This is a genomic window from Pseudomonas fluorescens, assembly GCF_001623525.1.
GTDB classification, from domain to species: domain Bacteria; phylum Pseudomonadota; class Gammaproteobacteria; order Pseudomonadales; family Pseudomonadaceae; genus Aquipseudomonas; species Aquipseudomonas fluorescens_Q.
Genome location: NZ_CP015225.1, coordinates 2,676,497 through 2,700,536, shown reverse-complemented (window position 1 = coordinate 2,700,536; position 24,040 = coordinate 2,676,497). Strand labels below are relative to the sequence as shown.

General features: G+C 61.6%; 19 protein-coding genes. 9 read left to right on the top strand and 10 right to left on the bottom strand.

Annotated elements, in window-relative coordinates; genetic code table 11:
• Positions 1-77: 77 nt before the first annotated feature.
• The 3 genes from TK06_RS11520 to mfd are packed head-to-tail and all read right to left on the bottom strand — an operon-like array spanning position 78 to position 6,809.
• On the bottom strand, positions 78-2,771 hold the full coding sequence (locus tag TK06_RS11520; RefSeq protein WP_063322180.1) for a DEAD/DEAH box helicase: 2,694 nt from the start codon (positions 2,769-2,771) through the stop codon (positions 78-80).
• 11 nt (positions 2,772-2,782) lie between these two features.
• Entirely contained in the window at positions 2,783-3,349 is a 567-nt protein-coding gene (locus TK06_RS11515; RefSeq protein WP_063322179.1) for a CsiV family protein, read from the bottom strand.
• A gap of 10 nt (positions 3,350-3,359) precedes the next feature.
• Positions 3,360-6,809, bottom strand: coding sequence for a transcription-repair coupling factor (gene mfd, locus TK06_RS11510; protein ID WP_063322178.1), 3,450 nt, complete (start codon positions 6,807-6,809; stop codon positions 3,360-3,362).
• 168 nt (positions 6,810-6,977) lie between these two features.
• Here mfd and TK06_RS11505 point away from each other — a divergent pair, with 168 nt between their 5' ends.
• A complete protein-coding gene (locus tag TK06_RS11505) occupies positions 6,978-8,441 on the top strand; it encodes a glyceraldehyde-3-phosphate dehydrogenase (protein ID WP_063322177.1) in 1,464 nt (487 codons plus the stop codon).
• Positions 8,442-8,540: 99 nt separating this feature from the next.
• Here TK06_RS11505 and TK06_RS11500 read toward each other — a convergent pair whose 3' ends face one another.
• Positions 8,541-9,839 carry an MFS transporter gene (locus TK06_RS11500; RefSeq protein ID WP_063322176.1) on the bottom strand — a complete coding sequence of 433 codons (1,299 nt, stop codon included), beginning with the start codon at positions 9,837-9,839 and terminating at the stop codon, positions 8,541-8,543.
• A gap of 130 nt (positions 9,840-9,969) precedes the next feature.
• On the opposite strand from TK06_RS11500, the gene TK06_RS11495 reads away from it, so the two are divergent.
• Together TK06_RS11495 and sthA are read left to right on the top strand one after the other, a co-directional pair.
• The gene (locus tag TK06_RS11495) at positions 9,970-10,959 is read left to right on the top strand and encodes an FAD:protein FMN transferase (RefSeq protein ID WP_063322175.1); all 990 of its coding nucleotides are present in this window, start codon (positions 9,970-9,972) and stop codon (positions 10,957-10,959) included.
• Between the two features lie 346 nt (positions 10,960-11,305).
• On the top strand, positions 11,306-12,700 hold the full coding sequence (gene sthA / locus TK06_RS11490) for a Si-specific NAD(P)(+) transhydrogenase (RefSeq protein WP_063322174.1): 1,395 nt from the start codon (positions 11,306-11,308) through the stop codon (positions 12,698-12,700).
• Positions 12,701-12,742: 42 nt separating this feature from the next.
• On the opposite strand, the gene TK06_RS11485 is transcribed toward sthA, so the two are convergent.
• Positions 12,743-13,465, bottom strand: coding sequence for a glycerophosphodiester phosphodiesterase (locus TK06_RS11485; protein ID WP_063322173.1), 723 nt, complete (start codon positions 13,463-13,465; stop codon positions 12,743-12,745).
• Entirely contained in the window at positions 13,462-14,058 is a 597-nt protein-coding gene (locus TK06_RS11480) for a PilZ domain-containing protein (RefSeq protein WP_063322172.1), read from the bottom strand. The genes TK06_RS11485 and TK06_RS11480 overlap by 4 nt, the downstream gene beginning before the upstream one ends.
• Positions 14,059-14,152: 94 nt before the next feature.
• Here TK06_RS11480 and TK06_RS11475 point away from each other — a divergent pair, with 94 nt between their 5' ends.
• From TK06_RS11475 to TK06_RS11465, 3 genes are all read left to right on the top strand, one after another.
• The gene (locus TK06_RS11475) at positions 14,153-15,403 is read left to right on the top strand and encodes a lipoprotein-releasing ABC transporter permease subunit (protein ID WP_063322171.1); all 1,251 of its coding nucleotides are present in this window, start codon (positions 14,153-14,155) and stop codon (positions 15,401-15,403) included.
• Positions 15,404-15,410: 7 nt separating this feature from the next.
• The gene (gene lolD, locus TK06_RS11470) at positions 15,411-16,094 is read left to right on the top strand and encodes a lipoprotein-releasing ABC transporter ATP-binding protein LolD (protein ID WP_162843734.1); all 684 of its coding nucleotides are present in this window, start codon (positions 15,411-15,413) and stop codon (positions 16,092-16,094) included.
• Positions 16,095-16,157: 63 nt separating this feature from the next.
• Entirely contained in the window at positions 16,158-17,402 is a 1,245-nt protein-coding gene (locus TK06_RS11465; RefSeq protein WP_063322170.1) for a lipoprotein-releasing ABC transporter permease subunit, read from the top strand.
• A 698-nt stretch (positions 17,403-18,100) separates the two neighbouring features.
• Here TK06_RS11465 and TK06_RS11460 read toward each other — a convergent pair.
• Entirely contained in the window at positions 18,101-19,459 is a 1,359-nt protein-coding gene (locus TK06_RS11460) for a heavy metal sensor histidine kinase (protein WP_063322169.1), read from the bottom strand.
• Positions 19,456-20,136 (bottom strand): heavy metal response regulator transcription factor, encoded by a 681-nt coding sequence (locus TK06_RS11455; protein WP_063322168.1) that lies wholly within the window; start codon positions 20,134-20,136, stop codon positions 19,456-19,458. Before TK06_RS11455 ends, TK06_RS11460 begins: the two co-directional genes overlap by 4 nt.
• Positions 20,137-20,293: 157 nt before the next feature.
• Here TK06_RS11455 and TK06_RS11450 point away from each other — a divergent pair, with 157 nt between their 5' ends.
• Both TK06_RS11450 and queF read left to right on the top strand, forming a co-directional pair.
• A complete protein-coding gene (locus TK06_RS11450; protein WP_063322167.1) occupies positions 20,294-20,839 on the top strand; it encodes a cupredoxin domain-containing protein in 546 nt (181 codons plus the stop codon).
• 61 nt (positions 20,840-20,900) lie between these two features.
• Positions 20,901-21,731 (top strand): NADPH-dependent 7-cyano-7-deazaguanine reductase QueF, encoded by an 831-nt coding sequence (gene queF, locus TK06_RS11445; RefSeq protein WP_063322166.1) that lies wholly within the window; start codon positions 20,901-20,903, stop codon positions 21,729-21,731.
• A 90-nt stretch (positions 21,732-21,821) separates the two neighbouring features.
• Here the strand turns inward: queF and TK06_RS11440 are convergent, their stop codons facing one another.
• Positions 21,822-22,085, bottom strand: a complete 264-nt coding sequence (locus TK06_RS11440) for a DUF4404 family protein (RefSeq protein ID WP_063322165.1) — start codon at positions 22,083-22,085, stop codon at positions 21,822-21,824.
• A 109-nt stretch (positions 22,086-22,194) separates the two neighbouring features.
• The gene (locus TK06_RS11435) at positions 22,195-22,815 is read right to left on the bottom strand and encodes a hypothetical protein (protein ID WP_063322164.1); all 621 of its coding nucleotides are present in this window, start codon (positions 22,813-22,815) and stop codon (positions 22,195-22,197) included.
• A 251-nt stretch (positions 22,816-23,066) separates the two neighbouring features.
• Between TK06_RS11435 and TK06_RS11430 the strand changes: the two genes are divergently transcribed.
• Positions 23,067-23,708, top strand: coding sequence for an MlaA family lipoprotein (locus TK06_RS11430; RefSeq protein ID WP_428993586.1), 642 nt, complete (start codon positions 23,067-23,069; stop codon positions 23,706-23,708).
• Positions 23,709-24,040 lie beyond the last annotated feature (332 nt).

Sequence of the window (24,040 nt, the reverse complement as noted above, 5' to 3'; positions counted from 1 at the left end):
GGCAGCACAGTCGACATTTGCGCCAGCTGAACCACCGCCATCGCGAGCAAGCTCGGCTCCCACAGGAATTGAGGGGGTCAGCGCTTTTCCAGTTTGTCCGGCAGCGGCGCGAACAATGCTTCGATATCGTCGCTCTGCAATTTCCAATCCCCGGCCACGCGTCCGTCCAGCACGCCGGCCGCGAGGTCGGACTTTTCCTTTTGCAGCAGCTGGATCTTCTCTTCCACCGTGCCTCGGGCTATCAGCTTGTAGACGAACACCGGCTTCTCCTGGCCGATACGGTAGGCGCGGTCGGTCGCCTGGTTTTCGGTGGCCGGGTTCCACCATGGATCGTAGTGAATCACCGTGTCGGCCTCGGTCAGGTTCAGGCCTACACCACCAGCCTTCAGGCTGATCAGGAAGATCTGACGCTTGCCGCTCTGGAATTCCTTGACGGGCGTGCGCCGGTCGCGGGTCTGGCCGGTCAGGAGGGCGTAATCGACGCCGCGTTTCTTCAGCTCATCTTCAATCAGCGCCAGCATGGACGTGAACTGGGAAAACAACAGCACCCGGCGACCTTCTTCGAACAGTTCTTCGAGCATTTCCATCAGGCTGTCGAGCTTGCCCGAGGTGCTGCCTCGGGCGGGCAGGGTGGCGTCGTTGATCAGGCGCAGGTCGCAACACACCTGGCGCAGCTTGAGCAGCGCCTCGAGAATGATGATCTGGCTGCGGGCCACGCCTTTGCGAGTGATCTCGTCGCGGACCTTCTTGTCCATCGCCAGGCGCATGGTCTCGTAGACGTCGCGCTGGGCGTCGCTGAGTTCGACCCAATGGATGATCTCGGTCTTGGGCGGCAACTCCGTCGCCACTTGCTCCTTGGTCCTGCGCAGCAGGAAAGGTTTTATCCGACCGTTGAGGTGCTGCAGTCGTACATCGCTGCCGCGCTTTTCGATCGGTACACGGTAATCGCGGTTGAAACTCTTGACGTCCCCAAGCCACCCCGGCAGCAGGAAGTGAAACAGCGACCACAATTCGCCCAGGTGATTTTCCAGCGGCGTGCCGGACAGGCACAGCCGCTGGCGGGCGTTGAGCTCGCGGGCGGCCTGGGCGGCTTTGCTGGTGGGGTTCTTGATGTACTGGGCTTCATCGAGGATCAGCACGTGCAGCGGCTGCGCGGCCAGGCGCTCGACATCCTTGGGCAGCAGGGCATAGGTGGTGAGGACCAGGTCGTAATTGGCCAGTCGGTCGAAATATTTCTTGCGCCCGGCGCCGTAAAGCGCCAATACCTTGAGCTGTGGCGTGAAGTGAGCCGCCTCGTCGAGCCAGTTGGGGATCAGGCTGGTCGGCATGACGACCATGCACGGCCGGTCCAGGCGCCCGGCGTTTTTTTCGCTGAGAATGTGCGCCAGGGTCTGTAGGGTCTTGCCCAGGCCCATGTCGTCCGCAAGAATGCCGCCGACTTCCAGCTGTCGCAGCGATTGCATCCAGCTCAAGCCTTCGAGTTGATAAGGTCGCAGCGTCGCGTTCAGGCCCTCGGGCGCGATGGTGGTGTAATCCTTGATGTCCCGCAGGCGTTGCGCCAGGCCGCGAATGTGTTCGCCACCTTCCCAGGTCAAGGGCATGTCTTGCAGCGGGTTCAGGCGCAGGGCATCCGCGCTGTTGAGGCGCAGTTTGGTGGTGCCGGGCTCTTGCAGGTAAAACTCGCCCAGGGTCGCCAGCACTGGCTTCAGCCGGCCATACGGCAGGGCCACCTGCTGCGGGCCGAACTCCGAGTTCGGGCGGTTGGGCAGGTTGACCAGGATGAGTTCGTCGTCCCGACGCCGGGCCAGGCGTTCCGGGTTGAACAATTCGATGTGCGAACGCATCAGGTTCAGCAGGATCGGCAGCAGGCTCAGGCGTTCGCCGTTGACGATGATCCCCAGTTCCAGGTCGAACCAGTCCCGCTCCGGCGTTTCCTCGACGGTGGCGTACCACTCGTCCACTGCCGTCAGGTCGAAGCCGAAGTCCTCGTCGATCTGCAATTCCCAGCCTTGGCTGCGCAGTTTCGGCAGGTCATTGAGGGTGAAGGTCAGCCAGGCACTGTCGTTGACCATCTCGTACAGCTCGCCGGCGCTTTCCGGCAGGGCCTTGCTTTGTCGGGTCGCGACCTTGAAGCCGAGGATTCGCAGCTGTTCGCGGTAGGACTGTTCCACATCGGTGTGGCGTTTTATCCGCAGCGTCTGGGTTTCCTGGCGAATCAGCACGTCGGTGTTGCGCTGGCCACTGACGTATTCGTCCAGGTAACTGAATGACAGTGCGGCGCGGTGTTGAATGTAGCGCTGCATCTTGCCGTTGCGCGGCTCGAAGGCGCTGAACTCGATACTGGCCAGCCACAGGCGCGGCACTGGTTGCACGTTGTCCACCAGTACTTGTGGCGGGGCCTTGGGGCTGCGGTTGTCCAGCACGGCCTGGAGCTTCTCCAGCAACTGCGCGTCTTTTTCGGCGGCCGGGTAGGCCAGGGTTTCCTGGACTTGCAGCAACACGGCCGCGCAGTGTTTGCAGTTGATGCGCACCGGGCAGGAGCACGCGGCTTCGAGCAGAATCAGCGCGCCCTTGGCTGACTCTTTAAGGCGAATGGTCTGACGGTAGACGTTACCGCCAGAGCCTTCGCAACTGGCGGTGATGGTGCTGTCGCCGGCTTCGACAATCCTGACGCGGTTTTCCAGCGCATAACGGCGCCCGCGCTCCAGGCTCTGTTCCTTGAATCGATTGACCCAGGAAGGTGCCAGGGGTTTGCTCAGGGGCGAGGGCATAGGCGCGCCACTCAGTCCGGAATGACTTCAGGTGCCTGCCGTGGCGCGGGCGCGGTCAACGAGGTGATCTTGATCAGCAGGCCAAGATGCCCGTTGTCGAGGAAGTTCAGTTGGCCATTCTTGGTATGGCTCTGCTGCTTGAGGCGCTCGCTGGAGGTGACCAGGCCATTGGCGTTGATCTGGTTGATCCAGAAATCGGCATCCACGTCGGTGAAACGGCCCAGCTTCAGTTCCAGGGTGCCCTCGATGGGGAATTGCCCGAATTGTTCGGCGCCGTCGCTGATGGCAACTTTGCGCCCCTGTTCACCGAGCGTCTGCTGCCAGGCCTTGTGCATCAATACCGTGTATTGGCCGCTTGCGGTGAGTTTCTCGACGATGTTGCCCATGGCCGGCGTGCGCTGGCTATCCGCGCCCAGGCGTTGCGCGCCGGCGTCCCAGTCTTCCGGTGCGGCACGGCTGATAATTGCCGGTTCGGCATTCTGGCGCACCAGGATCATTTCAACCTGATACAGGTCGTCGGCAAACGCCAGGGGGGCGACCAGGGTCATCAACAAGGTCAGTGAGCGGAACAGGCGCATGTGGCGTCCTTCAAGCAGTGGTCGGAGTGAGGCGCTCGAACAGCGCCTCCACGGTATTGAAACGCTCTTCCGCGCGTTCCATGGGCACCATGAATTTGAACATCGTGGCACCTTCGAACTTGTAGCGTTTGGGCTGGCCCTGGATCAACTTGATCAGCACCAGTGGATCGACCGGGGTCTGGGCCTCGAATTCGATACGCCCGCCGTTGGGGCCACCGTCGACTTTCTTGATGCCCAGTTGTTCGGCCTTGAGCTTGAGCAACGTGGTGCGCACCAGGTTCTTGGTCGGTTCCGGCAGCAGGCCGAAGCGGTCGATCATCTCCACCTGCAGGTCCTTGAGGCCTTCCTCGTCGCTGGCCGAGGCGATGCGTTTGTAGAGGATCAGCCGCGCGTGGACGTCTGGCAGGTAGTCTTCCGGGATCAGCGCCGGCACCCGCAGGTTGATTTCCGGCCCGCCGCCCAGGGGTTGATCGAGGTTCGGCTGCTCGCCCTTGCGGATCGACTTGACCGCGCGTTCGAGCATTTCCATGTACAGGGTGAAGCCGACGGCCTGGATCTGGCCGCTCTGGCCGTCGCCCAGCAATTCGCCGGCGCCACGGATTTCCAGGTCATTGGTGGCCAGCACGAACCCGGCGCCCAGGTCCTGGGTATTGGCGATGGCCTCCAGGCGCTTTTCCGCATCCGGAGTGATCTGCTGGCGCGGTGGCGTCAACAGGTAGGCATAGGCCTGGTGGTGGCTGCGCCCGACCCGGCCGCGCAACTGATGCAACTGGGCCAGGCCGAATTTGTCGGCGCGCTCGATGATGATGGTGTTGGCGCTCGGCACGTCGATGCCGGTCTCGATGATGGTCGAGGCGATCAGCACGTTGAAGCGCTTGTGGTAGAAGTCGCTCATCACCTGTTCGAGTTCACGCTCGCGCATTTGCCCGTGACCGATGCCGATCCGCGCTTCCGGCACCAGTTCGGCCAGGTCGGCGGCGCACTTCTCGATGGTCTTCACGTCGTTGTGCAGGTAATAGACCTGGCCACCCCGCAGCAACTCACGCAGCAAGGCTTCCTTGACCGTGCTTTTGTTCTGCTCCATGACAAAGGTGCGCACCGACAGGCGCCGGGCCGGTGGCGTGGCGATGATCGACAGGTCGCGCATGCCCGACACCGCCATGTTCAGCGTGCGCGGGATCGGCGTGGCGGTCAGGGTCAGGATGTCGACTTCGCTGCGCAGGGCCTTGAGCTGTTCTTTCTGGCGCACGCCAAAGCGGTGCTCTTCGTCGATGATCACCAGCCCCAGGCTCTTGAACTTCACGTCGTCCTGCAGCAGCTTGTGCGTACCGATGACGATGTCGATCTTGCCCTCGGCCAGGTCGGCCACGGCGGCGTTCACTTCCTTGGTGGATTTGAAACGGCTCATCACTTCCACGGTCACCGGCCAGTCGGCAAAGCGGTCGCGGAAACTGTTGTAGTGCTGCTGGGCGAGCAGGGTGGTGGGTACCAGGATTGCCACCTGCTTGCCACCGTGCACGGCAATGAACGCGGCGCGCATCGCCACCTCGGTCTTGCCAAAGCCCACGTCGCCGCACACCAGTCGGTCCATGGGCTTGGGCGCGAGCATGTCGGCGCGCACGGCTTCGATGGTGGTCTGCTGGTCGACGGTTTCTTCGAACGGGAAACCGGCGCTGAAGGTTTCGTAGTCGGCTTTCGGATCGGCGAAGGCGTAACCCTCGCGGGCGGCGCGCCGAGCATAGATGTCCAGCAGTTCGGCGGCGACGTCGCGCACTTGTTCGGCGGCCTTGCGCTTGGCTTTCTGCCAGGTTTCCGAGCCCAGGCGATGCAGCGGGGCCAGCGCGTCGTCGCTGCCGGTGTAGCGGGCGATCAGGTGCAGGTTCGCCACCGGCACATAGAGCTTGGCGCCCTCGGCGTATTCCAGGGTCAGGAACTCGGCGGCCTGGTTGTCGATTTCCAGGGTCGCCAGGCCCAGGTAGCGGCCCACGCCGTGGTCGATGTGCACCACGGGCGCGCCTTCGCGCAGTTCGGTGAGGTTCTTGATGACCGCGTCGTTGGCGGCGTCGGCACGTTTCTCGCGCCGGCGGCGCTGCATGACGCGCTGGCCGAACAGCGGGCTTTCCGCCACCAGGGCCAGGGCCGGGTCATCTAGGACCAGGCCATCGTTAAGCGGTGCGATGGTGATCGCCAGGCGATCCTTGCCTGCGACGAAGTCCGGCCAGCTGTCGACGGTCTTTGGTCGCAGCTTCAGGCGTTCGAGCAGCTCCAACAACACTTCACGGCGGCCGGCGGACTCGGCGGTGAACAGCACGCGACCGGGGAACGCATCGAGAAAGCCTGCCAGTGCCGCCAAGGGCTGCGTGGCCTTGGCTTCGATCGCCAGGTCCGGCAATGCCCTGGCCGGGAAGCGCTCACGGCCGACGCCGGTTTCCACGTCCTGCTGGCTCGCCACTACCCGCGGCCAACTCTTGAGGCGGGCAAAGCAGTCTTCCACCGGCAGGAACAGCTCGGCGGGTGGTAATAAAGGACGGGAAGGATCGACGCGACGCTCTTCGTAGCGATTGCGCACATCGTTCCAGAAATTTTCCGCCGCCTGTTCGATGCCGGGCAGGGAAAACACCTGGGTGTCCTGGGGCAGGTAGTCGAACAGGGTGGAGGTTTCTTCGAAAAACAGTGGCAGGTAATACTCGATGCCGGCGGGGGTGATCCCGCTGCTCAGGTCCTGGAAGATCGGGCAGCGGCGGAAATCCACGTCGAAGCGCTCGCGAAACCGCGCCTTGAAGCGGGTCACGGCGTCTTTTTGCAGCGGGAATTCCTTGGCCGGCAACAGGCGGATCGACTGCACTTTGTCGATGGACCGCTGGTTTTCCGGGTCGAAGGTGCGCAGGGTCTCGATTTCGTCGTCGAACAGGTCGATTCGATAAGGCAGTTTGCTGCCCATCGGGAACAGGTCGATCAAGGCGCCGCGTACCGCGAACTCGCCGTGTTCGTACACCGTGTCGACGCAGCGATAGCCACTGGCCTCAAGGCGGGTGCGCATTTGCTCGACATCGAGCTTCTGGCCGATGTCCAGCACCAGGCTGCTGCCAAGCAGGAATTGGGTCGGTGCCAGGCGATGTAGGGCCGTAGTGATCGGCACTACCAAAACGCCATGACTGAGTTCCGGCAGCCGATAAAGGCTGGCGATTCGCTGGGAAATGATGTCCTGGTGCGGTGAAAACAGATCGTAGGGCAGGGTTTCCCAGTCCGGGAAATGCAAGACCGGCAAATCCGGAGCGAAGAAACTCAGCTCCTGTTCCAGCCGCTCGGCGCTTTGGCTGTCGGCGGTCAGCAGCAGGGTGAAGCGCTTTGCAGCGCTGGCAGCCTCGGCGATGGCCAGGCTCAGGGCGGCACCGGGCAGGTTGCCCCAGTGCTGTTTACCTGCCGCGGCAGGGAGAAGCGGAAGACGCAGAACGGGCACGGAAGGTTGAGCTCCAGCGTTGCGACAAAGTCGACAATTGTAGCGGGGGAAGGGGGCTGCTGTCAGTCGCAGACTACCCAGGCAGACAGGAAAACCACGGTGCGACAGGCGCGCATTGCTCCGCCGAGGACTCGGCGGCATAATGTAGCCCCTTTTTTCAGCCCCTACATGTGGAAGGTTACCGTGACTCAGAAGCCCGACCAGTGTCTTGGTGAATGGATTGATCGTGAAGCTCTCGCAGAAGCGATGATCCCTCTCATCGGTCAGCTCTACCGCAATAACAACGTGGTGAGCTCGATCTATGGCCGCAGCCTGATCAACCAGTCTGTCATCGCGATCCTCAAAGCCCACCGCTTTGCTCGCCACCGTTCTTCCGACGACAGCGAACTCTCCGTCCACGAAACATTCCCCCTGCTCAAGGCCATGAGCGAGCTCAAGCTCGGCGCGGCTTCGGTGGACCTGGGCAAGTTGGCGTTCAAATTCCGCAGCGAAGGCAATGGCCGTAGCGCCGAGCAGTTCGTTCGTGAAGAGATGGCCGATGTGGTTGGCCAGCAGAACGCTTCGCCTCGCAAAGGCACTGACGTGGTCCTGTACGGCTTCGGTCGTATCGGCCGTCTGCTGGCGCGCATCCTGATCGAAAAAACCGGTGGCGGCGACGGCCTGCGCCTGCGGGCCATCGTGGTGCGCAAAGGCGCCGAGAACGACCTGACCAAGCGCGCCAGCCTGCTGCGTCGCGATTCGGTCCATGGTTCGTTCAACGGCACCATCATCATCGATGAAGAAAACAACACCATTCTCGCCAACGGCAACCTGATCCAGGTGATCTACGCGAAGAACCCGACCGAGGTCGACTACACCCAGTACGGCATCAAGGACGCACTGCTGGTGGACAACACCGGCGTATGGCGTGATGCCGAGGGCCTGGGCCAGCACCTGGCCTGCCCGGGCATCGACCGCGTCGTGCTGACTGCGCCTGGCAAGGGCAAGCTGAAGAACATCGTTCACGGCATCAACCACGGCGACATCACCGCTGACGACAAGATCGTTTCCGCGGCTTCTTGCACCACCAACGCCATCGTGCCGGTGCTCAAGGCGGTGAACGACAAGTTCGGCATCGTCAACGGTCACGTTGAAACGGTTCACTCGTACACCAACGACCAGAACCTGATCGACAACTTCCACAAGGGCGACCGCCGTGGCCGCAGCGCCGCGCTGAACATGGTCCTCACCGAGACCGGTGCCGCCACCGCCGCTGCCAAGGCCCTGCCTGAGCTGGCTGGCAAGCTGACCGGCAACGCGATCCGTGTGCCGACGCCGAACGTGTCGATGGCCATTCTCAACCTGAACCTTGAGAAAGCCGCCACCCGTGAAGAGATGAACGAGTACCTGCGCTACATGGCGCTGCACTCCGACCTGCACAAGCAGATCGACTTCGTCAATTCCCAGGAAGTGGTGTCCACCGACTTCGTCGGCTCGCGCCATGCCGGCGTGGTCGACGCTGAAGCGACCATCGTTCAGGACAACCGCGTTGTGTTGTACGTTTGGTACGACAACGAGTTCGGTTACAGCTGCCAGGTGGTTCGCGTGATGGAAGACATGGCTGGTGTAAACCCGCCAGCATTCCCGCGCTAAGCCTTAGCCGCACATGAAAACGCCCCGACTTGTCGGGGCGTTTTTGTATCTGGAGGTTTTGTGTTGAGTGGCCGGGCCTCTTCGCGAGCAGGCAAACTATCAGGCGCCGCCCACCACCGAAGCTTGCGCAGTCCGCAACTCATGACGGTCGCCCTTGAACAACACCAGGGTCGCAATCAACCCCAGCACCGCCGCCCCACTGAGCCATATCCCCGGGGCGGCCTTGTTGTCGAGCACATGGATCAGGTAGGTACAGGCCGCCGGAGTAAATCCGCCAAAGGTTGCCGTCGCCAGGCTGTAGGCCAGGGAGAAACCGGTGGTGCGCACCTCGACCGGCATGATTTCCGTCAAGGCCACGACCATGGCACCGTTGTACGATCCATACAGGAACGACAACCACAACTCGACAATCAGCAAATGGCTGAAGCTGGGGTTCGCCACCAACCAGGACAGCGCGGGATAGGCGGTGAGGATCGCCAGGACAGTCGCACCGAGCAGCAGGGGTTTACGTCCGACCTTGTCGGAAAGCGCCCCCATCACGGGCAGCCAGAAGAAATTCGACAAGCCGATGCAGACCGTGACCAGTAGCGCATCCAGGTCCGACAGGTTCAACTCGGCCTTGCCGAAGGTCGGTGTGTAGGCGGTGATCAGGTAGAACGATACGGTGGTCATTACCACCAGCGCCATGCCGGCCAAGACAATGCCGAAGTTCTGACCGATGGAGCGGACAATTTCCGACAGGCTGGGGCGATGTTTTCTCGCTTGGAACTCAGGTGTTTCTTCCAGTGAGCGACGGATCACGAATATCGCCGGCACAATCATGCAGCCCACCAGGAACGGCACGCGCCAGCCCCATTCGCCCATCTCCTGGGGGCTCAGCCAGTGATTGAGGCCGACCCCCAGCAGGCCGGCAAACACCACGGCAGCCTGTTGGCTGGCGGATTGCCAACTGACAAAGAAACCTTTGCGCCCCGGCGTGGAAATTTCTGCCAGGTACACCGATACACCGCCCAGCTCAACACCGGCGGAAAAGCCCTGCAGCAATCGCCCCAGCAGCACCAGCAGCGGTGCCGCCACGCCGAGGGTGGCGTAACCCGGCACACAGGCGATAAGCACCGTGCCGGCGGCCATCATCGCCAAGGTGATGATCAAGCCTTTGCGACGGCCGTGGCGGTCGATGTAGGCGCCGAGAAAAATCGCTCCGAGGGGGCGCATCAGGAACCCGGCACCAAACGTGGCCAGGGACAGCATCAGCGAGGCGAATGCACTGTCGGCGGGGAAGAACGTCTTGGCGATGGCCGTGGCGTAGAAGCCATAGACCATGAAGTCGAACATCTCCAGGAAGTTGCCGCTGACAACGCGAAAAATCGCCTTGCCGTTGCTCGTTTGGGAAGACATGTGTAGGTACTCACTCTGGCAAATCTTGTATGGAGGCACTGCGTCCCCTGTGGGAGCGCTGGAGTTCATAATGGCGGTCGCGGTTTTGAGGGGAGATGAAGATTTGTTAACTGGACGATGGATTGGCCTTGTGGTGCTGGCCGGCGTGTTGTCGGGTTGCGACAACGGCGACACCCTGGAGCGCTTCGATGGCCCGACCATGGGCAGTCATTATTCGATTCAGTACGTCAGACATTCCGCCGGGCCCACTGCGAAAACGGTGCAGGTCGAGGTGGAAAGCATCCTCGCCGAAGTGGATCGGCAACTCTCAACCTATCGCAGCGACTCGGACATCGAGCGTTTCAATGCGCTGCCGGCCAATAGCTGTCAGGTCATGCCTGGCCCGCTCCTGGAGTTGGTCGGCGTAGGTGAGCAGTTGTCGGTTCAAAGCGACGGCTCCTTCGACCTGACTGTGGAACCGCTGCTGAACCTGTGGGGCTTCGGTCCTCAGTCTCGCGAAGAAAAAGTACCGACCGCCGAAGCCTTGGCCTTGGTGCGCCAGCGCGTCGGTCATGGTCATTTGCGCATCGAGAGCGACCGGTTGTGCAAAGACGCCGCAGTTGAAGTCGACTTCAACAGTATCGCCGCGGGTTATGCCGTCGACCGCATCGCCGCCAGGCTCCAGGCCCTGGGCATCGACAGTTACCTGGCCGAAGCCACCGGGGAACTCAAGGCCGTCGGGCGCAAGCCCGATGGTTCGGCCTGGCGCATCGCCCTGGAAGAGCCCCGGTACGACCGGCAAGTGGCCGAACGAGTCATCGAGGTCAATGGCTACGGGGTTTCCACCTCGGGCGACTACCGTAAGTATTTCGAGCAGGGCGGCAGGCGTTATTCCCACACTTTTGATGCCCGCACCGGTGCGCCGGTCCTACATGACCTGGCGTCCGTCACGGTGATTCATCCTTCAGCGTTGATGGCCGATGGACTATCGACGCTGTTGCTGATTCTCGGTCCTGAACGGGGTTGGGACTATGCCGAAAAGCACGGCATCGGGGTATTTTTTGTACTGCGCGATGGCAATCGTTTTGTCTCCCGTACCAACGATGTGTTTGAACGGATCAGCGGCGGGAAAACCCAATGATGACAGCCTTCAGGATGTAGGCGACCTGTGGCGAGGGAGCTTGCTCCCGCTTGAGTGCGAAGCGCTCACAAAAATGGGTCTGCTGCGCAGCCCAGCGGGAGCAAGCTCCCTCGCCACAGCGATTTGGGCAGGCTCCGACAGCGTTTTGAAAGCGTAGGTGTGGCGAAATAGCGCAGGCAAAACTAGCCTACGACGCGACCAAGGGGTAATGTGCGCGGCGTTGACGCTTCTATAGACTGTGGCCGGGCTCGTGAACCGGCCCCAAATTGTTCCTTCATGCCGCGGGCCGGCATGATTTAGCCGTCGGCGCCAAGTGTGGTGCCGCGGCCTGTTCTGAGGAGTACGCATGGCTGTCTACAACTACGACGTGGTGGTACTGGGTTCCGGCCCGGCGGGGGAAGGCGCGGCAATGAACGCGGCCAAGGCAGGGCGCAAGGTGGCGATGGTCGACAGCCGTCGGCAGGTCGGCGGCAACTGCACCCACTTGGGTACCATCCCGTCCAAGGCCTTGCGTCACTCGGTCCGGCAGATCATGCAGTTCAACACCAACCCGATGTTCCGTGCCATCGGCGAACCGCGTTGGTTCTCCTTCCCGGACGTGCTCAAGAGCGCTGAGAAGGTGATCTCCAAACAGGTGGCCTCGCGCACTGGCTACTACGCCCGCAATCGCGTTGACGTGTTCTTTGGCACCGGCAGCTTTGCTGATGAGCAGACCGTCGAAGTGGTCTGCGGCAACGGCGTGGTCGAGAAACTGGTGGCCAAGCACATCATCATCGCCACCGGCTCGCGCCCGTATCGCCCGGCCGACATCGATTTCAACCACGCGCGTATCTACGACAGCGACACCATCCTGAGCCTGGGTCACACCCCGCGTAAGCTCATCGTCTACGGCGCTGGCGTGATCGGTTGCGAATACGCCTCGATCTTCAGCGGCCTGGGTGTGCTGGTGGAACTGGTGGATAACCGCGGCCAGTTGCTGAGCTTCCTGGACTCGGAAATCTCCCAGGCCCTGAGCTATCACTTCAGCAACAACAACATCACCGTGCGCCACAACGAAGACTACGACCGCGTCGAAGGCGTCGACAATGGCGTGATCCTGCACCTCAAGTCCGGCAAGAAGATCAAGGCCGACGCCTTGCTCTGGTGTAACGGTCGTACCGGCAACACCGACACCCTGGGCCTGGAAAACATTGGTGTGAAGGTCAACAGCCGCGGCCAGATCGAAGTCGACGAAAACTACCGTACCTGTGTACCGAACATCTACGGTGCCGGTGACGTGATTGGCTGGCCGAGCCTGGCCAGTGCCGCCCACGACCAGGGCCGTTCGGCCGCCGGCAGTATTGTCGACAACGGCAGCTGGCGCTTCGTCAACGACGTACCGACCGGGATCTACACCATTCCGGAAATCAGCTCGATCGGCAAGAACGAGCAGGAGCTGACCCAGGCCAAGGTGCCGTATGAAGTGGGCAAGGCCTTCTTCAAGAGCATGGCGCGGGCGCAGATCGCCGGCGAGCCGCAAGGCATGCTGAAGATCCTGTTCCACCGCGAGACCCTGGAAGTACTGGGCGTGCACTGCTTCGGCTACCAGGCGTCGGAGATCGTGCACATCGGCCAGGCGATCATGAACCAGCCGGACGAATTGAACACGTTGAAGTACTTCGTCAACACCACGTTCAACTACCCGACCATGGCCGAAGCCTATCGGGTAGCCGCCTATGACGGGCTCAACCGGCTTTTTTGAGCGGCTCCGGCCGGTGGCCTGAGCCGGCCGGGGAGACCGATTTCAGCAATTCTCGAGGGTGGCAGTGGCCAAACCGGGAAAGTCTGTAATCAGGCTGTCAGCGCCAAAATCGGCGAGCCTGCGCATCAGCGCGGGCTCGTTGACGGTCCACACCGACACATGCAGCCCCTGGCGCTGCGCCTTGATCAGGCGTTCCGGCGTGCACAGGGTCCAGTTCAGCGCCAGAATCTCGCAGCCGTAACTCTGGGCGACCTTCAACGGGTCGAGCCAGGCGTATTCGGCCACCAGTCCGCGGGAGATGTCCGGGGTCAGGTCCAGGGCTGCCTTGAGCACTTCCCGGGAACTGGACGTGATGGTGATTTTGTCCAGCAGCCCGAAACGCTGGGCCATTTCGCGAATGCCCAGCACCGTAGCGGCGGCGCGGGTGCGCGAGGCGCTTTTGACCTCCAGTTGCCAGTGCTCGAAATCACACTTCTCGAACAGCTCCTCCAGGCGTGGGATCGGGCACGGCTTGATCCAGCCCGGGCCACCTTTGCGCGCATCGTAGGTCACCAGCTCGGCGGCGGAATGCTCGACCACCTTGCCCCGGCGATCGGTGGTGCGCTTGAGGGTCGGGTCGTGGATCACCATCAACTCGCCGTCCATCGAAAGGTGCAGGTCCAGCTCGCAACGGCGTACGCCGTGCTTGAGGCACTCCTGAAAACCGGTCAGGGTGTTTTCCGGCGCTTCGCCCTTGGCGCCGCGGTGGCCATAAATGAGGGTCACGGTTCTTCCTTATTGATACCTGAGTCGTTCTGTTCCCGGGCCAGGCGCCGCTCTTGCGCCTGTTTCTGCAGGATGTAGCGGGCCAGCAACTGGCGCTGGGCGTCGGTCGGGCGTTCGAACTCGGTGCCCACGTCGAAGCCATCGCCCTTGGGGTCGCAGTGGGTGACCCGCGCCCGCAGCAACAGACCGAGGGCTTGCGGCATCAGCACCAGCTTGATCGACAAATGGGTGCCGACGGCGATTGGCGTGGGGTATTGGAAGTCGACGCCGCCTTCGGAAATGATCACCGGTTGCGGTTCGCCGATTTCGCCGAGCACCGTCAGGGCGATGACCTGGCTGAGCAGGTCGATGCGTTTGTTCATTGCCTTGAGGTATGCCGCGATGCTGCGTTCGCGCTCGCTGATCTGGCGCAGCAGGTGCTGTGACTCGAATTCGCTCAGGTGCAATTCACTGAGCAGATTGAACAATGGAGAAGCATCCTGCAACACTTCCTGGCCAGCAGCTTCAGGAATGGACAGGGGCCGAATTTCCAGTGCGATCGTGTCCTCGATACGGTAGTATTCGCGGCGATCTTCTTCATCTAATGTCGACATGGCGAACCCATGGTAGCGGCGGTGGTCTGAGTGTAAAGCTGGTTTGTGACCCCCGCCACAAGGACGTTCCTTTTCCCTCCGAACAAGCCCCGACATGTTCAGACCTCTCTTCGTATTTATCGGCACGCGTTATACCCGTGCAAAGCGTCGCAATCATTTCGTATCGTTCATTTCCCTGACGTCCATCATCGGGCTGGCCCTTGGCGTGGTCGTGATGATCGTCGTGCTCTCGGTGATGAACGGCTTCGACCATGAGATGCGCACCCGCGTGCTGGGCATGGTGCCCCACGCGACCCTTGAGTCCGGCGAAGCCATCAGCGATTGGCCGAGCCTGGCCGCCAAGGTCAAGCAGAACCCGCAGGTGCTGGCCGTGGCGCCGTTCACCCAGATGCAAGGGCTGCTGACCAACGACGGCAAGGTGTCCAAAGTGTTGCTCAATGGCATCGACCCCGGGCTCGAGCGGCAGGTGTCGATCATCGACAACTTCATGCAGCAGGGAAAACTCGATGACCTGGCGCCAGGCAGTTTCGGCATCGTCATCGGCGATAAGGCCGCGGCCAAGCTCGGCGTTGCCATTGGCGACAAGCTGACCTTCGTCGCCCCGGAAGTCACCGTGACCCCGGGCGGCATGTTCCCGCGCATGAAACGCTTTACCGTGGTCGGCATTTTCCATGTCGGCGCTGGCGAGCTCGATGGTTACCTGGGCGTCACCAATCTCCAGGACCTGGCGCGCCTGCATCGCTGGAAGCCGGATCAGGTCCAGGGCCTGCGGTTGAAGTTCGATGATCTGTTCCAGGCACCGCGTGTGGCGTGGACCATCGCCCAGCAACTCGGCGAAGATCGTTACTACGCCCGGGACTGGACCCGAACCCACGGCAACCTGTACCAGGCGATCCGCATGGAAAAAGCCATGATCGGCCTGCTGCTGTTGCTGATCGTTGCCGTGGCGGCGTTCAACATCATCTCCACGCTGGTGATGGTGGTGAACGACAAGAAGGGCGATATCGCGATCCTGCGTACCCTCGGCGCCACGCCGGGGCAGATCATGCGGATCTTCATGGTCCAGGGCACGGTCATTGGCGTGATCGGTACGTTTGTCGGCGCCCTGGTCGGGATGTTCGCCGCGCTGAATGTCAGCGCCGCGATCGCCGCCCTTGAAGGCCTGATCGGGCACAAGTTTCTCAACGCCGACGTGTACTTCATCGACTACCTGCCATCGCAATTGCAGGTCGATGACGTGTTGATGGTCTGCGGCGCCGCGTTGGTCCTGAGTTTCCTCGCCACCCTGTATCCTGCCTGGCGTGCCGCGCGCACCCAGCCTGCGGAGGCGTTACGTTATGAGTGAGTCGGGCATGAGTGAAAAAGCAATCTTGAGTTGCCGCAACCTGGGCAAATCCTACGAGGAGGGCCCGGAGTCGGTGGTGGTGTTGTCGGGCCTGCAACTGGAGCTGCATCCTGGCGAGCGCGTGGCGATTGTCGGCACCTCCGGGTCGGGCAAGAGTACCTTGCTCAACCTGCTGGGCGGCCTGGATACGCCAACCGCCGGCAGTGTCTGGCTGGCTGGCGAAGAACTTTCGGCACTGAACGAGAAAGCCCGTGGCCTGCTGCGCAACCGTTCCCTGGGCTTCGTCTACCAGTTTCACCATTTGCTGCCCGAGTTCACCGCGCTGGAAAACGTCTGCATGCCGCTGTTGATTGGCCGCACGGCGATTCCTGAGGCCCGTCAGCGCGCCACGGCGTTGCTGGAGCGGGTAGGGCTGGGGCATCGCCTGGAGCACAAGCCGGCCGAATTGTCCGGTGGTGAACGCCAGCGCGTGGCGATTGCCCGGGCCTTGGTCAACAAGCCTGGGCTGGTGATGCTCGACGAGCCGACCGGCAACCTCGACTCCCACACCGCCCAAGGCATCCAGGATTTGATGCTGGAGCTCAGCACGTCGATGCGCACCGCGTTCCTGGTGGTGACCCACGACATGAACCTGGCCCGGCAGATGGACCGCGTCCTGCACTTGCAGGAAGGTTGCCTGACGCCCATCTGACCGACCGAAACCCGGTACTTGCTGCAAGCGCCGGGTCTTTTATTTTCATACGGTGCCCCGCGAATGTTCAGACCGTTATCGATCTTTATCGGCACGCGCTATACCCGCGCCAAGCGCCGCAATCGCTTTGTTTCGTTCATCTCCATGACCTCGATGATCGGCCTCGCCCTGGGTGTGCTGGCGATGATCGTGGTGTTGTCGGTGATGAACGGTTTCCAGCGCGAAATGAGCTCGCGCATCCTCGGCATGGTGCCCCACGCCACGATCGTCGGCGTCAATCCGATCGACGACTGGCAACCGGTGGCCGCCGCGGCGCTGAAAAATCCTGAAGTCACCGCTGCGGTGCCATTCACCGAAATGGAGGGCATGCTCAGCCATAAGGGCTCGATGCAGCCGATCCAGATCAGCGGTGTCGATCCGGCCCAGGAAGGCAAGGTGTCCATTGTCGCCCAGCATATCGTCCAGGGGCGTCTGGATGCCTTGAAGCCGGGCGAGTTTGGCGTAGTGATCGGCGAAATCACCGCCCGGCGTTTTCGTCTGAACGTCGGCGACAAAATCACCCTGATCGTGCCGGAAGTCAGCACGGCCCCCGGCGGCATCACCCCACGGATGCAGCGGCTGAATGTGGTGGGTGTGTTCAAGGTGGGCGCCGAGCTGGACGGCTCCATGGCGCTGATCCACCTGGCCGATGCCGCACAGATGCAGCATTGGCAGCCGAACCAGGTACAAAGCGTGCGCCTGGCGGTGAAGGATTTGTACGCGGCGCCGAAGGTCTCCGGTGACATCGCCACCAACCTTGGCGCGGCCTACAAGGCTGACGACTGGACCCACACCCAGGGCAGCCTGTTCAGTGCCATGAAAATGGAAAAAACCATGATCGGCTTGCTGCTGCTGATGATCGTCGCGGTGGCGGCGTTCAACATCATCGCCACCCTGATCATGGTGGTGAACGACAAAGGCGCGGACATCGCGATCCTGCGCACCATCGGCGCCACGCCGCGGCAGATCATGGCGATCTTCATGGTCCAGGGCACGGTGATCGGCGTTGTCGGTACGCTGATTGGCGGCGTGCTGGGGGTGATCGCGGCGTTGAACGTCAGTGCGCTGGTGGGCTGGCTGGAACGGGTCAGCGGCCAGCACATCTTCAGTTCCGACGTGTACTTCGTCAGCAACCTGCCGTCGGAGCTGCAGCGTGGGGACGTGGTGCTGATCTGCTCGGCCGGGTTCATCCTGAGCTTCCTCGCCACCGTGTACCCGGCGTGGCGTGCGGCGAAGATCGAACCGGCGCAGGCGTTGCGGTATTCCTGATACCCCGTGAAGCCCCCTCGCCACGGGAATTGGGCACGGCGTGGGTTAAGGGAATGCCTCGAATCAGTGTCAGTTTCAAGAGCAAATCGGTTGCTCGAGCGGGATGCTTTTGTGGCGAGGGAGCTTGCTCCCGCTGGGCTGCGCAGCAGCCCCCTCTCAAGCTCACTCAATCAACCTGATCCACCGTGTCGCCGGGTTTTAGGGCCGCTGCGCGCCCCAGCGGGAGCAAGCTCCCTCGCCACGGGAATTGGGCACGGCGCGGGTTAAGGGAATGCCTCGAATCAGTGTCAGTCTCAAGAGCAAATCGGTTGGTCGAGCGGGATGCTTTTGTGGCGAGGGAGCTTGCTCCCGATGGGCTGCGCAGCAGCCCCTCTCAAGCTCACTCAATCAACCTGATCCACCGTGTCGCCGGGTTTTAGGGCCGCTGCGCGCCCCAGCGGGAGCAAGCTCCCTCGCCACGGGGAATTGGGCACGGCGTGGGTTAAGGGAATGCCTCGAATCAGTGTCAGTTTCAAGAGCAAATCGGTTGCTCGAGCGGGATGCTTTTGTGGCGAGGGAGCTTGCTCCCGCTGGGCTGCGCAGCAGCCCCCTCTCCAGCTCACTCAATCGACCTGATCAACCTGATCCACCGCGTCGCCGGGTTCTAGGGCCGCTACGCGCCCCAGCGGGAGCAAGCTCCCTCGCCACGGGGATTTGTGTCAGGGCTGGCTTGTCTTTGGCAGCTCTATCAGGAACCGCGTCCAGCCATCGGCCGATTCACAGCGGATCTGCCCGCCATGGGCGCGGATAATTGAGCGGGTGATGGCCAGTCCGAGCCCCGCGTGTTCGCTGCTGCCCTCCTGGCGAGCCGGGTCGGCGCGGTAGAAGCGGTCGAACAGGCGCGGCAGCAAGTCCGCTGCAATTCCTTCGCCACTGTTCTCCACACTAACGCTCACTCCTTGAGTCGCATCGACAATGTGCACCCGCACTTCGCCGTCAGCGGGGGTGAAGCGCAGGGCGTTGTCCAGCAGGTTGGAGAGCGCCCGGCGCAACATGTTGCGGTCACCCTCTATGCGGCCATCGCCCTCGCGGCTCAGGCGGACGTTGGTGTCTTCGGCCAGCGGCGCGAAGAAGTCCAGCAGCACGTCCACTTCCTCGGCCAATTGCAGCGGTTCGCGATTGAGCGCCAGCAAGCCGTGGTCGGCCTTGGCCAGGTACAGCATGTCGTTGACCAGTTGCGCCATCCATTGCAGCTCTTCGAGATTGCTGTGCAACGCCTCGCGGTAATCCTCCAGGGGGCGTTCGCGAGTGAGGGTGACTTGGGTGTGGGTCAGCAGGTTCGACAGCGGCGTGCGTAATTCATGGGCGATGTCGGCAGAGAACGCTGAGAGCCGCTGAAACGCATCGTCGAGGCGTCCGAGCATGGCGTTGATGCTGTGGGCCAATTCCGCCAGTTCGGCGGGCATTTGCTCTTCGGGCAGTCGGGCGTTGAGTGAGCGGGCCGAGACACTGCCGGCAATGGCGCCCATGCGTCGCAAGGGGCGCAAGGCCCGCCGGGCGGCCCAGGCGCCGAGCAGGGCGGTGGCCAGGGCCGAGAGGCCGACGGTCAACCAGATCAGGCGCTGCATGCGTTGCAGGAAATGCTGGTGGTGGGTGATGTCCAGCAACAGGGTCAGTTGCGGCGAATTGGCTCGGTTGGGGTACAGGGGCGCGTTCAACACTCGGTAATCGTTGTCGGCATCGCTGAGGGTCGACAGGCCGGGTTGCTCCGGCAACTGGGCCGGAATCCGGATCGAACTGTCGTACCAGCGCACACCATCGCTGCCCTTGATGCGCAGCGCCAGGTCGGCCTGACGGCTCAATTCATCTTCCAGGCGGCGCTCGGTCTGCTCGGCGTCAAGGTCTTGCAGGGCCCGGCGCAGACCGATCAGCTTGCCTTCGAGCAGTTGCTGGTCCAGCTCGATGAAATGCGCCTCGCTGCCGCGGCTGAACAACACCCCGGCAAACAATGACACCACCGCGGTGCAGGCGGCGAACAGCAGCGCCAGGCGGCTGCTCAGCGACCACCGGCCCCTCACAGGCTGCGCTCTTCAAGCACATAGCCCATGCCCCGCACGGTGTGGATGAGTTTGCTGGGGAAGTCATCGTCAATCTTGATTCGCAAGCGCCGGATGGCGACTTCGATGACGTTGGTGTCGCTGTCAAAATTCATGTCCCAGACCTGGGACGCGATCAGCGATTTGGGCAGCACTTCGCCCTGGCGGCGCAGAAGCATTTCCAGCAAGGCGAACTCCTTGGCGGTGAGGTCGATGCGTCGGCCGCTGCGTTCGACACGACGGCGAATCAGGTCCAGGCGCAAGTCGGCCAGTTGCAGGCTGGTTTCCTGTTGCGTCGAACTGCCTCGACGCAACAGGCTGCGCACCCGTGCCAGCAACTCGGAAAAGGCAAAGGGCTTGACCAGGTAATCATCGGCGCCCAGCTCCAGGCCGTGTACGCGATCCTGTATCGCATCCCGCGCGGTGAGAAACAGCACCGGTGTATCCAGCCCGGCGCCACGGACGGCTTGCAGGATCTGCCAGCCATCGCGGCCGGGCAACATCACGTCGAGGATCAGCAGGGCGTATTCACCGCTCAAGGCCAGTTGCTGGCCGGTGATGCCATCGGCCACCAGGTCGGCGTTGAACCCGGCTTCGCCCAGGCCTTGGCGCAGGTATTGGCCGGTTTTGGTTTGGTCTTCGACGATCAGCAGTTTCATGGGCAGCTCAGGGCATGGTTTTAACGTGGGCGTTATACCGCAGCGGCCAGGGCCGTGGCACAACCTGACAGAGTTGTAATGCAACTGTCAGTCAATTGGCAGCCGCACCGATCTAGAGTCTTGGGCAAGTTGAACCTTACCTTGTCGGAGTATGAATATGTTGATGGTAAACCGTCTGATCCTGGCCGCCTCTGTGTGGGTATTGAGTACCTCGTTGTGGGCGTCTCCCGGTGCGCACTTTGATTTCGGCCAGCCCGCACCGGCGGCCAAGGCCAGTCGCACCATCGAGGTGGTGATGGGCGACATGTCGTTCAATCCTGGCACGCTGGATATCAAGGCAGGCGAGACGGTGCGGTTTGTACTCATCAATAAAGGCCAGTTGTTGCACGAATTCAACCTCGGTAACGCCGCGATGCATGCCCAGCACCAGCAGGAAATGCTCAAGATGCAACAGAGCGGCATGTTGACGCCGACCGGGGTGAAGCCGGGAATGGACCATGCCTCGATGAATCCGGCCTCGATGGAGCACGGTGGTAAAGACGGCATGATGCGCCACGACGACGCTAACAGCGTGCTGGTTGAGCCGGGCAAGTCCGCCGAGCTGACCTGGGCCTTCGATAAGGCTACCCGGCTGGAATTTGCCTGCAATGTTCCCGGTCATTACCAGGCCGGGATGAAGGGCGACCTGACAGTCAGTCAGTAAGCACTCAAAGGCTGCGGCAAAGGCTGATAGAATCGGCTGATTCTTCAGTCAGGTTTCCGTCATGCATCCCGCAGCCGAACATTCGCCGCTGGGCAAATCCAGCGAATACATCGCCACGTACACGCCGTCACTGCTGTTCCCGATCCCGCGCACGGCGAAATGGGCGGAATTGGGCCTGACGGCCGAGACCCTGCCGTACAAGGGCGTGGATTTCTGGAACTGCTTCGAACTGTCGTGGCTGCTGCCGTCCGGCAAGCCGGTGGTGGCCATCGGTGAATTCGCGATCCCGGCGGATTCGCCGAATATCATCGAGTCCAAATCCTTCAAGCTGTACCTCAACTCCTTGAACCAGACCCCGTTTGCCGATACCGCGAGCCTGGAAGCGACCCTGCGCCAGGACCTGTCGGCGGCTGCCGGTAAAGCAGTGGGCGTGCGGATCCGCAGCCTCAAGGATGTGGAGCGTGAAGGTATCGTGGCATTGCCCGGTACGTGCATCGACGATTTGGACATCAGCGTCGACTCCTACGCGCACCCGCGCCCGGAACTGCTGCGTTGCGATGCCTCGCGCATCGTCGAGCAAAGCCTGCACAGCCATCTGCTCAAGTCCAACTGCCCGGTGACCAGCCAGCCGGACTGGGGCAGCGTGGCGGTGGAATATCGCGGTGCGGCCCTGGATCCCGCCAGCCTGCTGGCCTACATCGTCAGCTTCCGCCAGCATTCGGATTTCCATGAGCAGTGCGTGGAACGGATCTTTCTCGACCTGCAGCGCTTGCTCAAGCCGGAGAAATTGACGGTGTACGCGCGGTATGTGCGTCGGGGCGGGCTGGATATCAACCCGTATCGCAGTACTGAAGACGTTCAACTGTCGAACCATCGTCTGGTCCGGCAATGAAGCTCTAAATGTGGGAGCTTGCTCGCTCCCACAATGGATTGCATTAAAAAGCCCCGCTCTTGATAGCAGGGCTTTTTGCATTTAAAGGGTTCAGATCCCCATATTGCCCAAAGCTTGCACAATGTTGCGCAAGGTCCCGGCAAGGGTGGGGTGTTCCACCTCGAAGCGCTCGACAGCCAGGTTTATATTGTCGGCGAGGTTGTTGTCCGGCGCTTTGGTTTCCAACTCAAGCTCAAGTTCGATTTTTTGCATCAGCGCGTGTAGGTCATCGCGCTCGACTTCGGAAAGTGGTGGATTCTGTTCCAATTGCTCGCGCAGTTTGTTGAGCTGTTCTTGCAATTCGCGGGCAGGCATTGGCGTACTCCCTTTATTGATAGGCACTGCCATGGACCGCGACGCTGGGTCAAAAGTCCATGGCCTGCCTTAAGAGTAATCTACCGTCGCGCTGCCTGCATGATCCCGGTCATGGCTTCTCGCCTTTGAGTCGGCGCAGGCTGATGTCCGCCAGGCAAGTGTCGAGTTCGCCCAGGTGATCGATCACCGAATGCACGCCCAGGCCAAATAATTGCACGGTGGCCTTGGCGCGCTTGGTTTCCCGTTGCTGTTGGCTCAGTGCCTGCCATTCGATGGGTGCCAGGCCGCACAGCGAGCCGCAGGACGCCAGGCCGATGGTCCACAAACCGGCGTTGAGCCCTGACTGCAACAACCGGGGTTCGCCACTGACCAACACGCAACCGTCCAGTTGCTGGACGTTCAGCGCCATCAGCGCCTGCCAGCAGGCATGTGGCGCTGGCCAAGGATTAATTGTTGCTGGAAGTTGCGGCGGTTTGATCCACGTCGGCAATGAAGCCGCCAGGGCATGACTGGTGGCCGGTGGCAGTTCATCGAGCCAGGCGCAAGGAATTCCCTGGTCCTGCAGGTGATGCAAACTCTCAAGTGCGCCAGGCGTCGGCTGTGCATGCTCGACCGGTGCTGCCCCAGGCTGGCGAATGCGCGCCCCGAAATCCACCAGGCATCCACTCAGGCCAAACAGTACGGCGGTCAGGCTGGGGACGGGGAGGGGCAGGGCTTCGGCGCGGGCCATGGGAACATCCTTGAAATAACCAGCAGCCTAACGGCCCTCCATGACAGTCCCGTGACAGCGAAATGAAGGCAGCAGATGACAGAAGGGTCCTAGAATCAGCTTCTTTTTTTGAATGCTGCCAGTAGGACTTTTCCGCCTTATACTAGCCACCTTACCGCCTGGGCTCGGCGCCCTTGCCTGATTAATCCAAGGAGTTTTCCCCTATGCGCTGGAGCCATCGTCTAGCTCAGCTGTGTTTGTCTGCCAGCGTCATGCTGGTTCCGTTCGCTGCCCAGGCCGCCACGGAAGAAGATCCTTGGGAAAGCATCAACCGTCCTATCTTTACCTTCAACGACACCATTGATACCTACGCGCTCAAGCCACTGGCCCAGGGTTATCAATATGTGACGCCGCAGTTCCTCGAAGACGGCATCCACAACATGTTCCGCAACATCGGTGACGTGGGCAACCTGGCCAACAACGTGCTGCAGGCCAAGCCGGCCGCTGCCGGGGTCGACACCGCCCGGTTGATCTTCAACACCACCTTCGGCCTGCTGGGCTTCTTTGATGTGGGCACCCAGATGGGCCTGCAGCGCAGCGATGAAGATTTTGGCCAGACCCTCGGCTACTGGGGCCTGGATAGCGGGCCATATGTAATGCTGCCGCTGCTGGGGCCAAGCACCCTGCGTGACGCGCCGGCCAAGCTGGTCGATGACTACACCGCCCCGTATCGTTATATCGATAACGTCTCGGTGCGTAACTCTATTCGAGGCCTGAACGTCGTCGACACCCGCGCCAGCCTGTTGTCGGCCGAGAAGATGGTGAGCGGCGACAAGTATGTCTTCATCCGCAACGCCTACTTGCAAAACCGCGAATTCAAGGTCAAGGATGGCCAGGTCGAAGACGATTTTTAATTCCGACCTGTAAAACCACGAAGGCGGCCAAAAAGGCCGCCTCTGTGCTTTGGCGTCGTGTTTGAGCGGGTTTGATCCTTCCATTGAGTTACGCTTCGCTCGGTTCTTATAACTCTCTGTACTTTGACAAATAAAGACGGCAAGCGGCTATCTGCCTGAGCTTGAAACGCCCCGCGGATGGGAGTACCGTCTGCGCCTTAGAAGGGCACCTCTGGTGTAGTTGTGTGTAGGGCAAAGGCCTGAAACCGGTACGACAGAGAGGCTAGAAAGCGAATCCAGTAGTGCGTGCAAGGCCAGACGGTCCAGCCCGCTACGCCAACCTAATTCTGGCG